Raw genomic sequence first — 15,355 nt, 5'->3', positions numbered from 1 at the left:
AATTATGTTTCACATTAAATATTTATTGCAAAACAATAAATATTTAATAAAATACGCATGATCTCATCTTAGAAGGACAATTATATAATGAAAAAAATAAAATCTGTGAGTCATTTGCTTTTTCTATTATTCAAAACATTAGCATATGGCCTTCCCCTTGTAACGACTTATTTCATTCTATTTCATTTCGAGAGCATGCTGAATTGGGGAGGATGGCACTCCCTGTTATCAACCCCAGTGAAAGACCCTTCTCATTTTTCCTTGTTGCATCGTTTCATTATTTTATTGATTGAAGCATTACCCTTATCCATTAATGTTCTAATTTGTCATCAATTGGCAAAGCTGTTTCGCTTGTATGAACATGGCTATTTATTTGAAGAAGAAAACATTCGACTGATTAAGAATATCAGTATTTACCTGATCTCAGGTGAACTTATACAATTGCTTTATCAACCTTTGATAACCGCAGCTCTGACTTTTACCAATCCATCTGGTCAACGTATCGCAAGCATCACCTTGGGAACAGCGAACCTGTCCACGTTAATTACCGCTTTTATCATTTTGATTGCCTCTTGGATTATTAAGGAAGCACATAAATTAAAAACGGATGCCTTGTTAACCATTTAATGTGAACTTCAGCGTAAGGACATCAAGAGATTTTCTTACGCAGTCTCAATCAGTTTATATCCCGCTTGTTTAAGGAGTTTCAATCGATGTCAATTATTGTTAATTTGGACGTGATGATGGCAAAAAGAAAGTGTCGACTTAGAGATTTAGCTGAAGCTATAGGCATTACTGAAGCTAACTTATCCATTTTAAAAAATGGTAAAGCCAAAGCAATACGTTTTGCAACCCTTGAAGCTATTTGTGCTTACTTGCATTGTCAACCCGGAGATCTTCTTGAGTATCAATCCATTGAAGACAATCACCTTATCAAAGACAGGGCTTAATCTGAGAAAGCTTTGAGTAAGGACTTGCAAAAAACCAGGGTCAAGGCAAAAAGTAATTGATGTTAAACACATTTTACAATAACCCGCCCTAAAGACTATGGTCTGAAAAACTCATTTCCTGTACTATGGCGACCTTCTTTTTTAAAACTAACTACTATCAGGAGATTATGTTGAAAAGGATCTTTTTCTTAATGATTTTTTTTGTCTCTCAAACTATGGCTTCAGTATTTACCCATGAAGAGGTTCAAATATTAAAAAAACATTTTTTAAATAACTTTCAAACCAATGGAGCCATCGTAGCCTCACCCTCGCAATACAACCCCAATTATTATTATGACTGGATTCGAGACTCAGCCATTGCCATGGGATTGGTTGAAACATGGTATGAAGCCAGCCAATCTGCTCGATATAAAAAACTTTTATTAGAATACGTTTCATGGACAGAAAAAATACAGCATCAAGCGGATCCCATTGCTGGCCAGGATATATTGGGTGAACCCAAATTTTATATCAATGGCAATCCTTTTGATGGGGAATGGGGACGGCCACAAAATGATGGTCCGGCACTCAGAGCATCTGTTTTAATTCGTTTTGCGCAACAGCTTCTCGATCATAATGAAATAGATTATGTTAAATCACATCTTTATAACAACACCATGGACCCACAATCCATGGGCACTATCAAGATGGATTTGGAATACATCGCACATCATTGGCAAGATGCAAATTTTGACCTGTGGGAAGAGGTTTATGGCCATCATTTTTTCACGGCTATGGCACAACAAAAAGCGCTGACCGATGGCGCCATTTTAGCTCACCAACTTCATGACAGACAAGCTGCTGTTTTTTATGAAATGCAAGCCAACTTAATTAACAGTCGACTGAAACAGCATTTGGACCATCAGAATAAAATAATTCAAGCCACATTATTACCTCACCCCGGTCCTCAAAAAACACTAGAGCTTGATTCGTCCGTCATGTTGGGTATTTTAATTAACCCACAAAAAGAAGGTGTTTTTGCCCCACATCACACCTTTGTGCAAAATACTGCAAAGGCTTTGCATGAGCAATTTAATTTGATGTTTCCTATTAATAAAAACCGTTCTGGAGCAATATTGTTTGGTCGTTATCCCGGCGATACTTATGATGGCTACCAAACAAACAGCATAGGGAACCCCTGGTTTATCTTAACCGCTACGATGGCTGAATATTATTTTACCATGGCTCATAATCTGTCCCCGAACAGCATTAATAAACTTCATATACAGAACTATCTAAAGAAAGGGGACAATTACCTAAGGCTGATAAAACAATATGGCCCTGATCTGAATTTAAGTGAACAAATTAATTTGAATACCGGAGTTCAGCAAGGAGCGACATCCTTGACCTGGAGTTACGTTTCCGTCTTGCGAGCTATTCATTTAAGAGAACAATTGGAAAATAGAATAAAAACTACGGGCTGGAATACCTATTAGGATTTTATACGATAGGGTAATGCGATAAAGAATAGAATTTGTGGCCCGTGTCAGTCAAAGATAACACGGGCATCAGAGGAAAATTTATATCAATTTGTTGAAGCCAGCAAAGAAGATTCTGATTTAGTTGACACAGCATTAACCTCTTCATCCTCTCTACCTAAAAACCGTAATGGCTTGCCACTCATTATATAAGTTTCTATTTGCTCTAAACTAATATTCCTGGTTTCAGGCATATAAATATAAGCATAAATGAACCCCAAGAAACAGATTACCGCGTACAGAACGAAAGTCATTTCTATACCAAACATTTGATGCAGAACAGGAAAACTAAAAATAACTATCGTATTAAACAACCAATTACTCATGGATGACATCCCCATACCGGCACCACGGACATGAAGAGGAAAAATTTCTGCCATAGCAATGTGGGGGATAGGGCCCACGCTGATTGCAAAAGAAAAAATATAAACCATTAAGCAAATAACGGATAAATAAGATAGCCAGGCAACATGATTTAATGAAAATAGCGATAATGCAAACAAGCTCAAACTGGTTCCTGCAAAACCCAGTAACAGTAATTTGCGTCGCCCTAGCTTATCGACATACAAAATGGCAATAATAGTAACCAGTAAATTAACTAACCCAATCCCCATTGTCGCTAATATTTGTCCAGTCGTGCTGCCCAAGCCTAAATTCTTGAATATTTCTGGTGCAAAATAAATTACCACATTGATACCGCTTAATTGTTGTAAACAAAATAATATTGTTCCTAACATCAACACAGGCAACAAGGGCTTTTGGAATAGAAGTAGCCAGTTGCCTTGTTTTGGTTCGTTCGCCAGTGTGGCTTCAATATCTTTTAACTCTTGCTCAACTGATTGTTTGCCTCTCAATTTTCTTAAGGAGTTTGCTGCTGCACCATGACGTCCAACGCTGCATAACCACCTGGGAGACTCTGGCATAAACAAAATCCCCAGGGTCAATAACAAGGCAGGGATAGCACTTGAAGCAAACATTGCACGCCACGCTTGCTGCTCTATCAATAAATAATTGACCGAATAAGAACAAACAATACCCACAGTCAATGCAAGTTGATAAATTGCAACCACTGCGCCACGTGATTGCACGGCTGCTGTTTCAGCCAGGTATAATGGAGTTAAAACTGAAGCCATTCCAATGGCCAAACCTAAAATTAACCGAGATAAAATCAACACTGAAACGGTTTCAGCAAAACCGGCACCCAGGGCTCCAACAAAGAACAAAAAACCGGCAAAGGATAATAAAGAACGTCTGCCGAAACGTTTTACGCACTTTGATGCCATGAATGCACCAATCAACAGCGAACCAAACAATGCCCCAAAAGGTAAAGCAGAAGCCATAACGCCAATGTGGGTTGCATTCAGATTAAAATGATTTTTTACCAGTCCAAGAGAACCTGCTATTATTCCCTCATCGTAACCAAATAAAAAACCGGCAATTGACCCAATTATTGCGACAATCCAAGCCATTTTTCACTCCTTGATTTAAATTCTTTTCCTCTGTCTCTACTCTACACAATGAACTGTTTTAGCTGGCACTATCCCTTACATCACATAAAAACGCTTTTTCAACCCGAATAGATTAATTCTGCGAGCAAAGTTCTCGCTTCTGAGAACTCACCGCCATACATAACTCTGTAATTAAAGACCAGTTATGATTCTTGATAGCCTCTTCCGGTACAATCCAGGACCCTCCAACGCAAGCTACATTTGGCAAGCAAAGATACTCCTCATAATTTTTGGAATTAATTCCGCCTGTTGGACAAAATTTAACTTGGGGGAATACGCCCGATATCGCTTTCAACATAGGGATACCTCCAGCCGCTGCCGCAGGAAAAAATTTAAAATGGTTATATCCCATCCCCAAACCTTCCATTAATTCAGAGACACTTGCTACACCTGGAATGAGAGGAATTTCACTTTTCTGTCCTGCTATTAATAATTCCCTTGTTTGGCCAGGGCTAATGGCAAATCGAGCTCCTGCTGCTACCACATCATGAAACTGGCCAGGGGTAATCACAGTTCCGGCACCGATTAATTCATCTGGAAACGTATTGATCAATAATTCCAGTGCTTTTATTGCCACTGGTGTTCTTAATGTCACTTCAAGAACATGAATTCCTCCGGCAAATAAAGCCTCGGCCAAAGGTAACGCATCCTCTAACTCTTTGATTACAATGACTGGAATAACCGGAGATGCAGCAAATACCGCGCCTGGTTGTGTTTTCCATTCAGAAAAGGACATGAGAAGCTCCTGTCAATATTTGTTTTAAACTGACGCTCGCGCCTAAAATACCTGGTTGAGCGGCTGCAATGACATAAGTAGGAATTAAGGCATTAAAATCACTAAATCGTCCTTTGTCTTCAAATTGGATTCTAAAGTCGCTTTGGTGTACCAAAGAGAGTAAACGCGGCATAATCCCTCCTGCAATATAAACACCACCAAAAGCTCCATAAGTTAATGCTAAATCACCAGCAAACGATCCCAAACTTGAAAAAAATTGGGCTACTGCCTTATGAGCTATGAAACATTCCTGATTTAATGCCAAAGATATAATTTGTGCTGCTGACAAAAATTCAACTTTTTTACTATGATACGCGGCTAAAGCTTGATATAAATTTTCCAGTCCTTGTCCAGACAGCAATCGCTCATAAGATACATGGGAGTATTTACTTTTCAAATAACGATAGATAAACCACTCCTGCTCAGTTTTTGCTCCCCAATCAGCATGCCCCCCTTCCCCTGCAAAAGCACTATAGTGATGTTGATGAGGAATTAAATAAGCAACACCCAAACCGGTTCCTGCGCCTAACACCACTCTCACTTTACTGGCATCCAGGTAACCATTACCAATCTGCACCAGATCCTGAGTCGATAATACAGGTAAACTCATCGCAATCGCAGTAAAATCATTCATGACTTCCAGAACTTCAAGACCAAGTCTCTGTTTTAACTCTGTTATTGAAAATTGCCAATGACAATTCGTCATAGAAACCAAATCATCGATGACTGGACACGCAATCGCTATCGCAATATGTTTTATTTCTTGCAAAGAATGCCGGTTTTTATAAGTTAATAGCGCGGACTCAAGACTAATAAACTCGGCACAAGGAGAAATTTCAATTTTATCCATCTGCAAATTGACAAGATTAACTCTACTGAAACGAGCAAAAGTACCGCCTATGTCCGCAACAATCGCATACTGCGCTAAATCATGAGGCATCATAAAAAAATTCATTTCCTTTAAATAGACTACATGCCCCCTGTTCTGCACCAGTAAAATGTAATCTTAAATTACCAAACAACTCTCGTCCCATGCCTAGAACAGAGGAATACCCTTCGATAGCTACTGGAGAACGGCCTGCTAACTCTTCATCAGAAACTAATAATTGAAGTATTCCTCTTTCACAATCGATCAAAATCATATCGCCCGTTTCAATTTTAGCAATCCCGCCCCCATCAACCGCTTCCGGGGTAACGTGAATTGCAGCGGGAACCTTGCCCGATGCGCCAGACATTCGACCATCAGTAACCAATGCCACATGAAACCCTTTATCCATTAGCACACCAAGTTTTGGCGTTAATTGATGTAATTCTGGCATTCCACATGCTTTTGGGCCTTGAAAACGAACTACCACCACACAATTTTTATTAAGCAAACCTTGATTGAATAGATGTTCAAATTCCTCTTGGCTTGAGCAAACGACTGCGGGAGCTTCTATCACATAATGCTCATCATAAAGACTGGATGTCTTAATAATTGCTCTGCCAAGATTGCCACTTAAAACCTGCAAACCACCCTGAGGTTTAAATGGATCGGTAGCAGAGGTTAATACTTCATTATTGCTTGAGCTGTCAGGACCATTAACCCAAACCACTCGATTGTCAATCAATTGCGGCTGCTGCGTATATTTATCCAGTCCAAAACCCACGACTGTGTTGACATCAGGATGAAGTAAATCAGCCTCTAGCAAGGTTTTAACAAAATAAGCCATGCCTCCAGCTCTTTGAAAATGATTGATGTCTGCTTGACCATTAGGATAAATTCGAGCAATTAATGGAATAATTGCCGACAATTGTGCAAAATCATCCCAATTTACCCAATACCCTGCCATAGCCGCTATCGCGACAAGGTGCATGGTATGATTGGTCGATCCCCCTGAAGCCAATAATCCGATAATACCGTTTACAATATTTTTCACATCAAGCATCTGCCCTATTGGCATATAATCAGAATTTAAATCTGTTAATGACAAAATCTGATATGCTGCTGCTTTGGTTAATTCATTGCGCAACGGGGTATTAGGATTCACGAAGGAAGAGCCTGGGAGCTGCAACCCCATCAGTTCAATAACTAATTGATTTGAATTGGCCGTACCATAAAATGTGCATGTTCCAGCCGTATGATAGGAGGCTGCTTCCACATCCAATAAGGCATTTTTGTCGACTTGACCTGCTGCGTACAATTGACGAATTCTTGCTTTTTCCTGATTGGAGATACCAGAAGGCATGGGCCCCGCGGGTACAAAAATAAAAGGCAGATGGCCAAATGCCAGCGCAGCCATTAATAATCCAGGGACTATTTTATCGCAAATACCTAAGAGGAGCCCTCCATCAAACATGTTATGTGACAAAGCAACAGCAGTCGATAAAGCGATCACATCCCGGCTGAGTAAACTTAATTCCATCCCCGGTTGTCCCTGAGTAATCCCATCGCACATGGCTGGGACGCCCCCGGCAAATTGCGCAACTCCTCCTGCAGCAGAGATCGCTTCCTTAATCAAATCAGGGAAAACAGCATACGGTTGATGCGCCGATAACATATCGTTATAAGCAGAAACAATGGCAATATTGGCTTTTGCATTACCTCTCAAAATAGCCTTGTCCTGTTTGGCACAAGCAGCGAAGCCATGTGCCAAATTCCCACAATGCAGAATACTTCGTTGTGGGCCTTTAGTACGAGCCTTATCGATTTGATTCAGATAAGCCGCTCTTCTAGCAGCGCTACGATTTTGGATATTTTCTGTCACTTGATTTATTACAGGATGCATTCTTTTTCCTCATCGCTTGGAGCATACATCACCTGAACATTGGCATCTGGGGCATTTAAAATAGCGCAGATTGGCAGGATCTCCGGGTTGTTAGTTGCCATTGCCTGCTCCAGAACAACCCGTTTTCTTTGACCTACTAAATGTAAAAAAATAGTACTGCTGTTTAATAATCGCCTTTTCGATAAGCTAACCCTCTGGAATGAAGCTGTTCTAGGCTTCACAATAAGCACCGCATTTGCTTTATCATCTAATCCTGCACTTAACTCATCACTGCATGGAAATAAAGAAGCAGTATGGCCGTCTTCCCCCATTCCTAAAACTACTGCATCAAACATTGGTAGAGAATCAATTTGGCTATTCACCTCATTCAAATGACCTAATGGATCCTCTTTTTCATCAAACAAGCTGATAAATTTGGCTTTTTTTGCCTTCTCTTGCAGTAAAAATTCACGTACCAGCAGCTCGTTACGATGTGGATCAAAAAGGTTGACACAACGTTCATCGGTCAAAGTGATCACTACTTTTTCCCAAGGCAAGTCGGCTAAAGCCAATTCCTTGAACAAATCGATAGGGGTTCTACCGCCAGAAACCACCAAAAAGGCTTGCCCTCTTCGTTTGATTGCATCTGATAGAATAGTTCTTAATTTTTCCACCATGTCATGAATCAACTGTTTGGCATCCCTAAAATTATGAAACTGCATTGTGATCACCCCAAACATGTGCTTGCCCATTAAATAAGCGTATGACTTCCTTTGGCCCCCATGTACAAGCTGGATAGGTATACAGCGGAATATTATCTTCTTCCCATGCCGATACAATACTGTCAATCCATTGCCAAGCCTGTTCAATTTCTTCTCGGCTTACAAAAAGATACTGATTACCTAACATGACCTCTAGCAATAATCTCTCATAGGCATCAGCAATCCTTTGCGTTTTAAAACTATGATGGAAATTTAAATCCAACTTGGAATCATGCAACATCATACGCTCACCAAGACCCGGAATTTTATTCATTATCCTCACCTCCACCCCTTCATCGGGTTGTAAGCGAATAATTAACTGATTAGGGTACAATTCTTCATTTAAGGGATGAAAGATATTATAAGGCTGTGGTTTAAAATAAATAACCACTTCGCTTTGCTTTTTGGGTAATCTTTTGCCAGTAAGCATATAGAATGGAACACCAGACCATCGCCAATTGTCAACATAGGCTTTGATAGCAACAAAAGTTTCTGTTGTAGATGCCTGATTAGCACCCACCTCTTCCAAATAACCAGGTATTTTTTTACCATTTGCTAAAGTATTGGCCACATATTGGGCTCGTACTGTATGATCATGAACATTGGACTTGTTAATAAAACGCAAAGATTTCAGTACTTTTAATTTTTCGCTTCTGATGCTTTCTGCTGAAAGGCTTAAGGGGGGTTCCATCGCAACTAAAGATAATATTTGTAACAAATGATTTTGCAGCATGTCCCTGACTTGGCCCGACTTATCATAATATTCCCAACGGCCTTCAACACCGATTTCTTCGGCAACAGAAATTTCAACTCGATCAATAACGCGATTATCCCAATTGGTTGAAAATATGGAATTAGCAAAGCGAAGCACTAATAAATTCAAGACGGTTTCTTTACCCAGGTAATGATCAATTCGATAAATCTGATCTTCAGCAAAAAAACAAGCCACTTGTTCGTTGGTTGCTACAGAAGAAGGCAAATCATGGCCAATAGGTTTTTCCAAAACAACTCGCGATGGTTTCTGTGTTAGATTAAGGCGAGCAAGACTGCGGCAAGTTTGAGAATAAAGGCTTGGAGGAATTGCCAAGTAAGAAATAACCACTCGCTCAGAAGGGTTAACATAGTCCGTTAATTTTTGATAATCATCTGATTGATTCAGATCAAGCTTGCAATAAGCCAGTTTCTTTATAAAACGTAACCAGACTGCTTCATCAATTTCATCAAATAAAAATTGCTGAATTTTATTTTTAATCAAGTCAACATAAGCAGAAAAATCAAGCTCTTCTCGGGCACACCCAATAATTCTTGTTTTTTCGTGAAGTAAATTAGCCAGTTCTAGTTGATATAATGCGGGCAACAATTTTCGACAAGACAAGTCACCCAGCGTACCAAACAAAATTAAATCACAAGGATACTTCGATTCTGCTTTTAAGAGCATATATCATCCCAAAATTACAATAACTATGTCCCTGAAATTGCATCGATTTTACATCACTGGAATCAAGCGTCAATCAAAATTGATTTTTTTCGCTCATTCTATCAGGTACATCACCTGTTTAATCATTCAAATCAATTGAAGTGAATTAAAAGCGGTAGAGGATAAAAAAGGATTAAAAAAAGCACTTGGAAATCCGCTTTATGAACTGCAACATTATCAAAATTAGCGATTTTTGTCTAAAAATTGCAAAACTTCATTTTTATGCTATATGAAATAAGTACACGTTAGTAAAAAATCCCTTTGATTAGGAGCCACTCATGCTTAACAAGAGATTTTCAGAACGACTGAATAAAGAACTGGATAATATTGGAGTCCCTGAGGCCACAGCAGAGCGAATTGAGATACTTTCCAAACTCATCAAAATTCCAAAATTTAAAGCAGAAGCTTTGCTTAATGGAATTACAAGCCCTGATGAAGCCGTATTAAAAACATTAGCTCAGGAACTGGAAGTCAATGCGGATTGGCTAATTGGCAAAAGTGACTCCAAATCAGGAGCCCATTAGAAATTATCCATGAAATCTATGATTGGAACTAATTGGCTTCGCTTTTTTCTCAATGTATTCAATGATTTTTCCTGCCAAATTAATATTAGTTGCTTTTTCTATACCTTCAAGACCTGGAGAAGAGTTAATTTCTAGCACTAATGGGCCATGATTTGAGCGAATCAGATCCACTCCGGCAACTCTTAATCCCATTGTTTTTGCGGCACTAACAGCAATTGCCCGTTCTTGCGGGGAAAGTTTGACTTTTACTGCTTTTCCTCCTTGATGAACATTTGCGCGAAACTCCCCATCCTTGGCCTGCCGTTTAACTGCGGCAACTACTTTTTCTCCTATGACAAAACAACGTATATCCGTACCTCGGGATTCTTCAATGAATTCCTGGACCAAAATATTGGCATGCATTTCTTTAAAAGCATTGATAATACTCACAGCTGATTGATGACTGTCAGCAAGAATGACTCCTTTGCCTTGTGTTCCTTCTAATAATTTTATGACCAGAGGAGCCCCACCAACCATATGAATCAAATCTTCAGTATCATCAGGAGACTGGGCAAAACTGGTTAACGGCATAGGAATTCCTTTACGTGCCAGCAATTGCAAAGAGCGAAATTTATCCCTGGATCGTGATATAGCTATAGATTCATTAAGAGTGTACATGCCCATTGTTTCCATATGACGCAATACTGCCGTACCATAATAGGTAATGGATGCGCCAATTCTAGGAATAACGGCATCAAAATGCGGTAAAGGTGCCCCACCTCGATAATGTACCTTAGGATTAGAAGCAGCCACGTTCATATAACAATATAAAGGGTTAATAATTTTAACCTCATGCCCCGCAGCCTCAGCCTCCGCCTTTAAACGCTTATGAGAATACAAATGGGGGTTAGTTGCCAATATCGCAATTTTCATGAATTAAACTTTCCTCAGTAATTTCATACTTCAATCTGAACAATCCAAACCATTTTCCCTAATTTTCTATTAAATAACGCAAGTTTTAAGCATCACAACAGAGCTGCTCTGAAATGACAAAAGCAGCCGAGCGATAGAAAATCGCGGGTTTTAAGCCAAGATAAATGAAATGTCAACAATCCTTACTTAAAGCCTAGATTAAAAATCACAAATTATCCTCCCTGCCATACCCAACAGGAGAGTAATTTTTGAATTCATGCAACAGTCAATTAATTAACTAATGCATCCTAGATAGATTTCTTTGACATAAATAAAACAAGTCTGCTTAGCTATTGCTCCTGTAGAGGTAAAATATCGAATTACAGGTTAAGATACCAATAAGACATAATCCTTAGCTAAGAGATCCGCATGATGTGGTGTTGTAAAAAATGCATTTAACTCACCTTGAGGATTAAATAGCATTACGGCCCCACTATGTTGTATATCATAATTTTCAGGCTCCGAACTCTCTTTACTGTTTATTTTTGCGTAAGCAATGCCCATTTCATGGGTCATTGATTTAATTGAATCCTCTTCTCCTCTTGCACCATAAAATGATTTATGGAAAGAAGTGACATAACTACCCAATTTATCAAGACTGTCTCTTTGGGGATCAATAGATATCATCACAACTTGAGGTAAATTTTTCACCCCTTTCTTTTCCAGAATTCGATACATTTTTCCAAGTTCTGCCATGGTAGTCGGGCATAGATAACCACAATTGGTAAATCCAAAAAATACTAAAGTCCATCGACCTTGCAGACTTGAGTTATCAAAAACTTTCTGATCTGTGCCTGTTAAGCTAAAATTATTGACTGTTCTTGGATTTTCAAGATAAGTCCCGTGAAAATCCGCCACATTGATCTTCTTTTTAAAATGAAAATTCTGAGAGATATAAATACCAGCCAATAAACTGACCAAGGCCAATACAGTGATTGTTACAGCGCCCCCTTTTATCTTTATGTTCATTCTAACCCCTTAAAAATAGTGATCTACTAATAAAAAGACAAACAACAGCATTAGGTACAGAATAGAAAATCGGAATGTTTGCATAGCAACGACTGGTTTATCAGTAAAATACAATTTATGTGCCCAAACCAAAAACCTGATGCCCAAAACCAAAGCACCTAGCAAATAAATCCAGCCGCTCATACTTACAACAAAAGGCAAAAGACTGACTACCAGCAATAAAACCGTATAGAGATAAATATTTAATTTAGTGAATTGAATACCGTGTGTCACAGGTAACATAGGAATTTCAGCATCTTGATATTCTTTATATCGATAAATTGCCAAAGCCCAAAAATGAGGAGGTGTCCATGTGAATATAATCAATACTAATAACAAGGCCTGAGGATCCAATTGGTCAGTAACCGCAGTCCACCCCAATAAGGGAGGCGCAGCTCCGGCTAGGCCCCCGATAACAATATTCTGCGAAGTAGCTCGTTTTAAATACCCTGTGTAAACACCAGCATAACCAATGAGTGTTACAAAGGTAAGTAATGCTGTTAATTGGTTCACAAACAGGATAAGAAGACTTAATCCCATTAGCCCGATAATGACCGCGAACCATAAGGCTTGCTTTACTGACACGCGCCCATAAGCGACCGGTCTCTTTTTTGTTCTGGCCATAATCGAATCAATATGCCTGTCTACCAAATGGTTGATTGCAGCAGCGCTGCCAGCGCACAGTCCTATGCCAAGTAAAGTAAAAGCGATTAAGCGCAAGCTTACCCAGCCAGGAGCTGCTAAATACATTCCTACAATGACAGTGAGTAGCATGAGCAACACGACGCGTGGCTTACACAATTCCACGTAATCACGCCAATCTACAGGAAGTCGAGCTGCGTATTCAGTACGCATGGCTAACCTCCCTATCTTGTGTAAAATGCAAAGAACAAAATGCCACCGCTAATAATAATGCGGCTACACCATTATGAGCGACCGCAACCTTGAGTGGTAACAGATGAATCACATTCATTATCCCTAAAGTGAATTGAAGCAATACTAACATAGCCATGATAATAGCAGTTGCTCTTAAATAAATTGAATGCGTTTTGAATACGATTATTAATGACAGAGCCAGTAGATAAGTGGCAGTCAATATAGCCCCTATTCTATGAATAAATTGAATGCTGGCCCTAACTTCACTCTCAAGAACACCGCCTTGGTAATTGGCGCCTATCGTAGAAAATAAATTAAATCCTTTTGTAAAATGCAATTCAGGAAACCAGACTCCGTTACATAATGGAAAACCAATACACGAAATACCTGCATAATTGGCACTTACCCAACCACCCAAAGCAATTTGCAATAAAATGATAACAATTCCCAAACGCAACCAAGGTCGCCATTCAGGTAAATTTTGACCCTTTAGCTGGGCTATCTGCAAACGAAAACGGCATAAACAGGCTACGATTAACATACCTCCCAGCAAATGTCCCATGACAACTACAGGCAGTAATTTTAAAGTAACAGTCCACATTCCCAATGCCGCCTGAAATACCACCAGCATAAATAAAGCCAAGGGAAGATGCCAAGGCAAATCTTGATCCTGACAACGCTTGAACCATACCTGGAAAGCAATGAAAAAAATCAACAGGGCTAACGTTCCTGCCGCATAGCGATGAGCCATTTCGGTCCAGGCTTTCTTGGATTCAATAGGAAGGTCCGGATATTGTGATTGAGCTTCTTGCAAACCTTTATCTGCTCCTGGAAGAACCATGCGGCCATAACAACCTGGCCAATCCGGGCAGCCTAAGCCCGCATCAGTTAAACGAGTATAAGCTCCTAACATAACGACAAAAAAAGCCAAAAAAACAGCGAGAGTCGCTGCTAATCGTATTGAACTATTAGACATCAATTTATCCGCTCTTAATTTCAGTTGTATTGAGTAAAAGTTTCAAATCTTTATATATATCACCTGGGTTACATCCTGGTTGATAGCTCAGTATGAGGTAATTATCCGGGTTTGCTATAAAAATTTTAGCTTCAGGATATAAAGTCGACAATTTAGACATTTCAGTTAATGATAAGGCAGCAACATGGATATCTTGCTCTTTTAAAATGGGTTTTAATTCCTCTGCGATCAATGAATCTTTGTTGCTTAGAAGCAACCATTCATCCACCTGATATAATTTTCTCCCAAAAGAAAGGCGGACTCTTCCCAACATATTAAGCTGCTTAAGACAAGTCTTGTCACAACCATTAGGATTCCAATAGATAATGCGCCATTTTGCACTGCTATCTAACGGTTTGAGAGCGATCGGTGGAGAAAGTAAAATTCCTTTATTTACTTTAGAGGTTCCAAGCCAGGAAGGATGTTTATAGAACAAATAAGCGGTTATTCCTGGTGCAGCAAAAATCACTACCAAGAGTAATAATGTCATGTATTTATATGGTTTTTTCATTTTTCTTCAAATTAAAAATCACGAATATAATCAGAATAACCAATGCCATGGCAAACCACTGTATTGCATAAGCAAAGTGCCTTTGCGGGGGCATGGATACTATCTCCCATTCACGTACAAAACCAAAAAGCTCATTCTTGTCGAGGCGAATAATAAACGGATAGACCTTTTTTTGCAAAAGTTGTTTCAGTATTTCTTCATCAATGAGTTCAAGAAGAGTCACCTTATTCTCTTTTTCTTCAAAACTTGGCCCTAATACCCATTGTTTTTTACTTGGAAAATAAACCATGCCAAATAGTTTAAATTTGCCGTTGGGAGTCTGAACATTAGGAAAAGTGCGTCGAGTAATGTCTCCAGAAACCCAACCTCTATCCACCATAACGATGGAGTCATCATCAAGAAGCATAGGAGAAACAACGTCATAACCAAATTGATGTTGGTAATGTTGATTGTCAAGCAAAAATAACTTTGGCAGAAAAGCTCCTTCAATGCTGATTCGTTGATATTGCTCTGGCAATTTTTGCCCTGGCTGCCAAATTATGGGCTCCTGCTTTGCCAGCGCTTGTTGTGCAGTTATCATTGCAGTTTTTTCATCGGCTCTGTGTATTTGCCAAAATCCAAGGCTAATGAATAAAAAAAAGCAAACGGCCGTAAGAATAAGCATTGGCCAATTTGAGGTGAAACGAAAATTAAAACAGGTTAAACTAGGCATCTTTTATCAACTACTCATTTGGT

At 39.3% G+C, this 15,355-nt stretch carries 16 protein-coding genes; 4 read left to right on the top strand and 12 right to left on the bottom strand.

Annotated elements, in window-relative coordinates; genetic code table 11:
* The first annotated feature begins 87 nt into the window (after positions 1-87).
* From LPG_RS02125 to legY, 3 genes are all read left to right on the top strand, one after another.
* The gene (locus LPG_RS02125; protein ID WP_010946173.1) at positions 88-627 is read left to right on the top strand and encodes a DUF2975 domain-containing protein; all 540 of its coding nucleotides are present in this window, start codon (positions 88-90) and stop codon (positions 625-627) included.
* A gap of 86 nt (positions 628-713) precedes the next feature.
* The gene (locus tag LPG_RS02120; RefSeq protein ID WP_010946172.1) at positions 714-950 is read left to right on the top strand and encodes a helix-turn-helix domain-containing protein; all 237 of its coding nucleotides are present in this window, start codon (positions 714-716) and stop codon (positions 948-950) included.
* Positions 951-1,075: 125 nt separating this feature from the next.
* Positions 1,076-2,425 (top strand): Dot/Icm T4SS effector LegY, encoded by a 1,350-nt coding sequence (legY, locus tag LPG_RS02115; protein WP_010946171.1) that lies wholly within the window; start codon positions 1,076-1,078, stop codon positions 2,423-2,425.
* An 89-nt stretch (positions 2,426-2,514) separates the two neighbouring features.
* On the opposite strand, the gene LPG_RS02110 is transcribed toward legY, so the two are convergent.
* From LPG_RS02110 to zwf, 6 genes are all read right to left on the bottom strand, one after another.
* Positions 2,515-3,936: a sugar porter family MFS transporter gene (locus LPG_RS02110; protein WP_010946170.1), complete on the bottom strand. Its 1,422-nt coding sequence runs from the start codon at positions 3,934-3,936 to the stop codon at positions 2,515-2,517.
* Between the two features lie 112 nt (positions 3,937-4,048).
* Positions 4,049-4,711, bottom strand: a complete 663-nt coding sequence (locus LPG_RS02105; RefSeq protein WP_010946169.1) for a bifunctional 4-hydroxy-2-oxoglutarate aldolase/2-dehydro-3-deoxy-phosphogluconate aldolase — start codon at positions 4,709-4,711, stop codon at positions 4,049-4,051.
* Complete coding sequence (gene glk, locus LPG_RS02100) at positions 4,698-5,693, bottom strand: glucokinase (RefSeq protein ID WP_011945597.1); 996 nt, start codon at positions 5,691-5,693, stop codon at positions 4,698-4,700. The genes LPG_RS02105 and glk overlap by 14 nt, the downstream gene beginning before the upstream one ends.
* Complete coding sequence (edd, locus tag LPG_RS02095) at positions 5,680-7,518, bottom strand: phosphogluconate dehydratase (RefSeq protein ID WP_010946167.1); 1,839 nt, start codon at positions 7,516-7,518, stop codon at positions 5,680-5,682. Before edd ends, glk begins: the two co-directional genes overlap by 14 nt.
* Entirely contained in the window at positions 7,506-8,219 is a 714-nt protein-coding gene (gene pgl / locus LPG_RS02090) for a 6-phosphogluconolactonase (RefSeq protein WP_015444840.1), read from the bottom strand. The genes edd and pgl overlap by 13 nt, the downstream gene beginning before the upstream one ends.
* The gene (gene zwf, locus LPG_RS02085; protein WP_010946165.1) at positions 8,206-9,696 is read right to left on the bottom strand and encodes a glucose-6-phosphate dehydrogenase; all 1,491 of its coding nucleotides are present in this window, start codon (positions 9,694-9,696) and stop codon (positions 8,206-8,208) included. Before zwf ends, pgl begins: the two co-directional genes overlap by 14 nt.
* 317 nt (positions 9,697-10,013) lie before the next feature.
* On the opposite strand from zwf, the gene LPG_RS02080 reads away from it, so the two are divergent.
* Positions 10,014-10,259: a hypothetical protein gene (locus LPG_RS02080; RefSeq protein WP_010946164.1), complete on the top strand. Its 246-nt coding sequence runs from the start codon at positions 10,014-10,016 to the stop codon at positions 10,257-10,259.
* Between the two features lie 3 nt (positions 10,260-10,262).
* On the opposite strand, the gene rimK is transcribed toward LPG_RS02080, so the two are convergent.
* The 6 genes from rimK to LPG_RS02050 all read right to left on the bottom strand — a co-directional run bounded on the left by rimK (position 10,263) and on the right by LPG_RS02050 (position 15,332).
* Positions 10,263-11,171: a 30S ribosomal protein S6--L-glutamate ligase gene (gene rimK, locus LPG_RS02075; RefSeq protein WP_010946163.1), complete on the bottom strand. Its 909-nt coding sequence runs from the start codon at positions 11,169-11,171 to the stop codon at positions 10,263-10,265.
* A 366-nt stretch (positions 11,172-11,537) separates the two neighbouring features.
* Positions 11,538-12,179 (bottom strand): SCO family protein, encoded by a 642-nt coding sequence (locus LPG_RS02070; protein ID WP_010946162.1) that lies wholly within the window; start codon positions 12,177-12,179, stop codon positions 11,538-11,540.
* A gap of 9 nt (positions 12,180-12,188) precedes the next feature.
* The gene (gene cyoE / locus LPG_RS02065; RefSeq protein WP_010946161.1) at positions 12,189-13,073 is read right to left on the bottom strand and encodes a heme o synthase; all 885 of its coding nucleotides are present in this window, start codon (positions 13,071-13,073) and stop codon (positions 12,189-12,191) included.
* A complete protein-coding gene (locus LPG_RS02060; protein ID WP_015444842.1) occupies positions 13,063-14,070 on the bottom strand; it encodes a COX15/CtaA family protein in 1,008 nt (335 codons plus the stop codon). Before LPG_RS02060 ends, cyoE begins: the two co-directional genes overlap by 11 nt.
* A 4-nt stretch (positions 14,071-14,074) precedes the next feature.
* A complete protein-coding gene (locus tag LPG_RS02055; protein ID WP_010946159.1) occupies positions 14,075-14,620 on the bottom strand; it encodes a hypothetical protein in 546 nt (181 codons plus the stop codon).
* The gene (locus tag LPG_RS02050; RefSeq protein ID WP_010946158.1) at positions 14,604-15,332 is read right to left on the bottom strand and encodes an SURF1 family protein; all 729 of its coding nucleotides are present in this window, start codon (positions 15,330-15,332) and stop codon (positions 14,604-14,606) included. Before LPG_RS02050 ends, LPG_RS02055 begins: the two co-directional genes overlap by 17 nt.
* Positions 15,333-15,355: the final 23 nt, after the last annotated feature.

The sequence above is a fragment of the Legionella pneumophila subsp. pneumophila str. Philadelphia 1 genome, assembly GCF_000008485.1.
In the GTDB taxonomy this organism is placed as follows: Bacteria; Pseudomonadota; Gammaproteobacteria; order Legionellales; family Legionellaceae; genus Legionella; species Legionella pneumophila.
The sequence above is the reverse complement of the archived record's forward strand: the minus strand, read 5'-3'. Positions and strand labels throughout refer to the sequence as shown.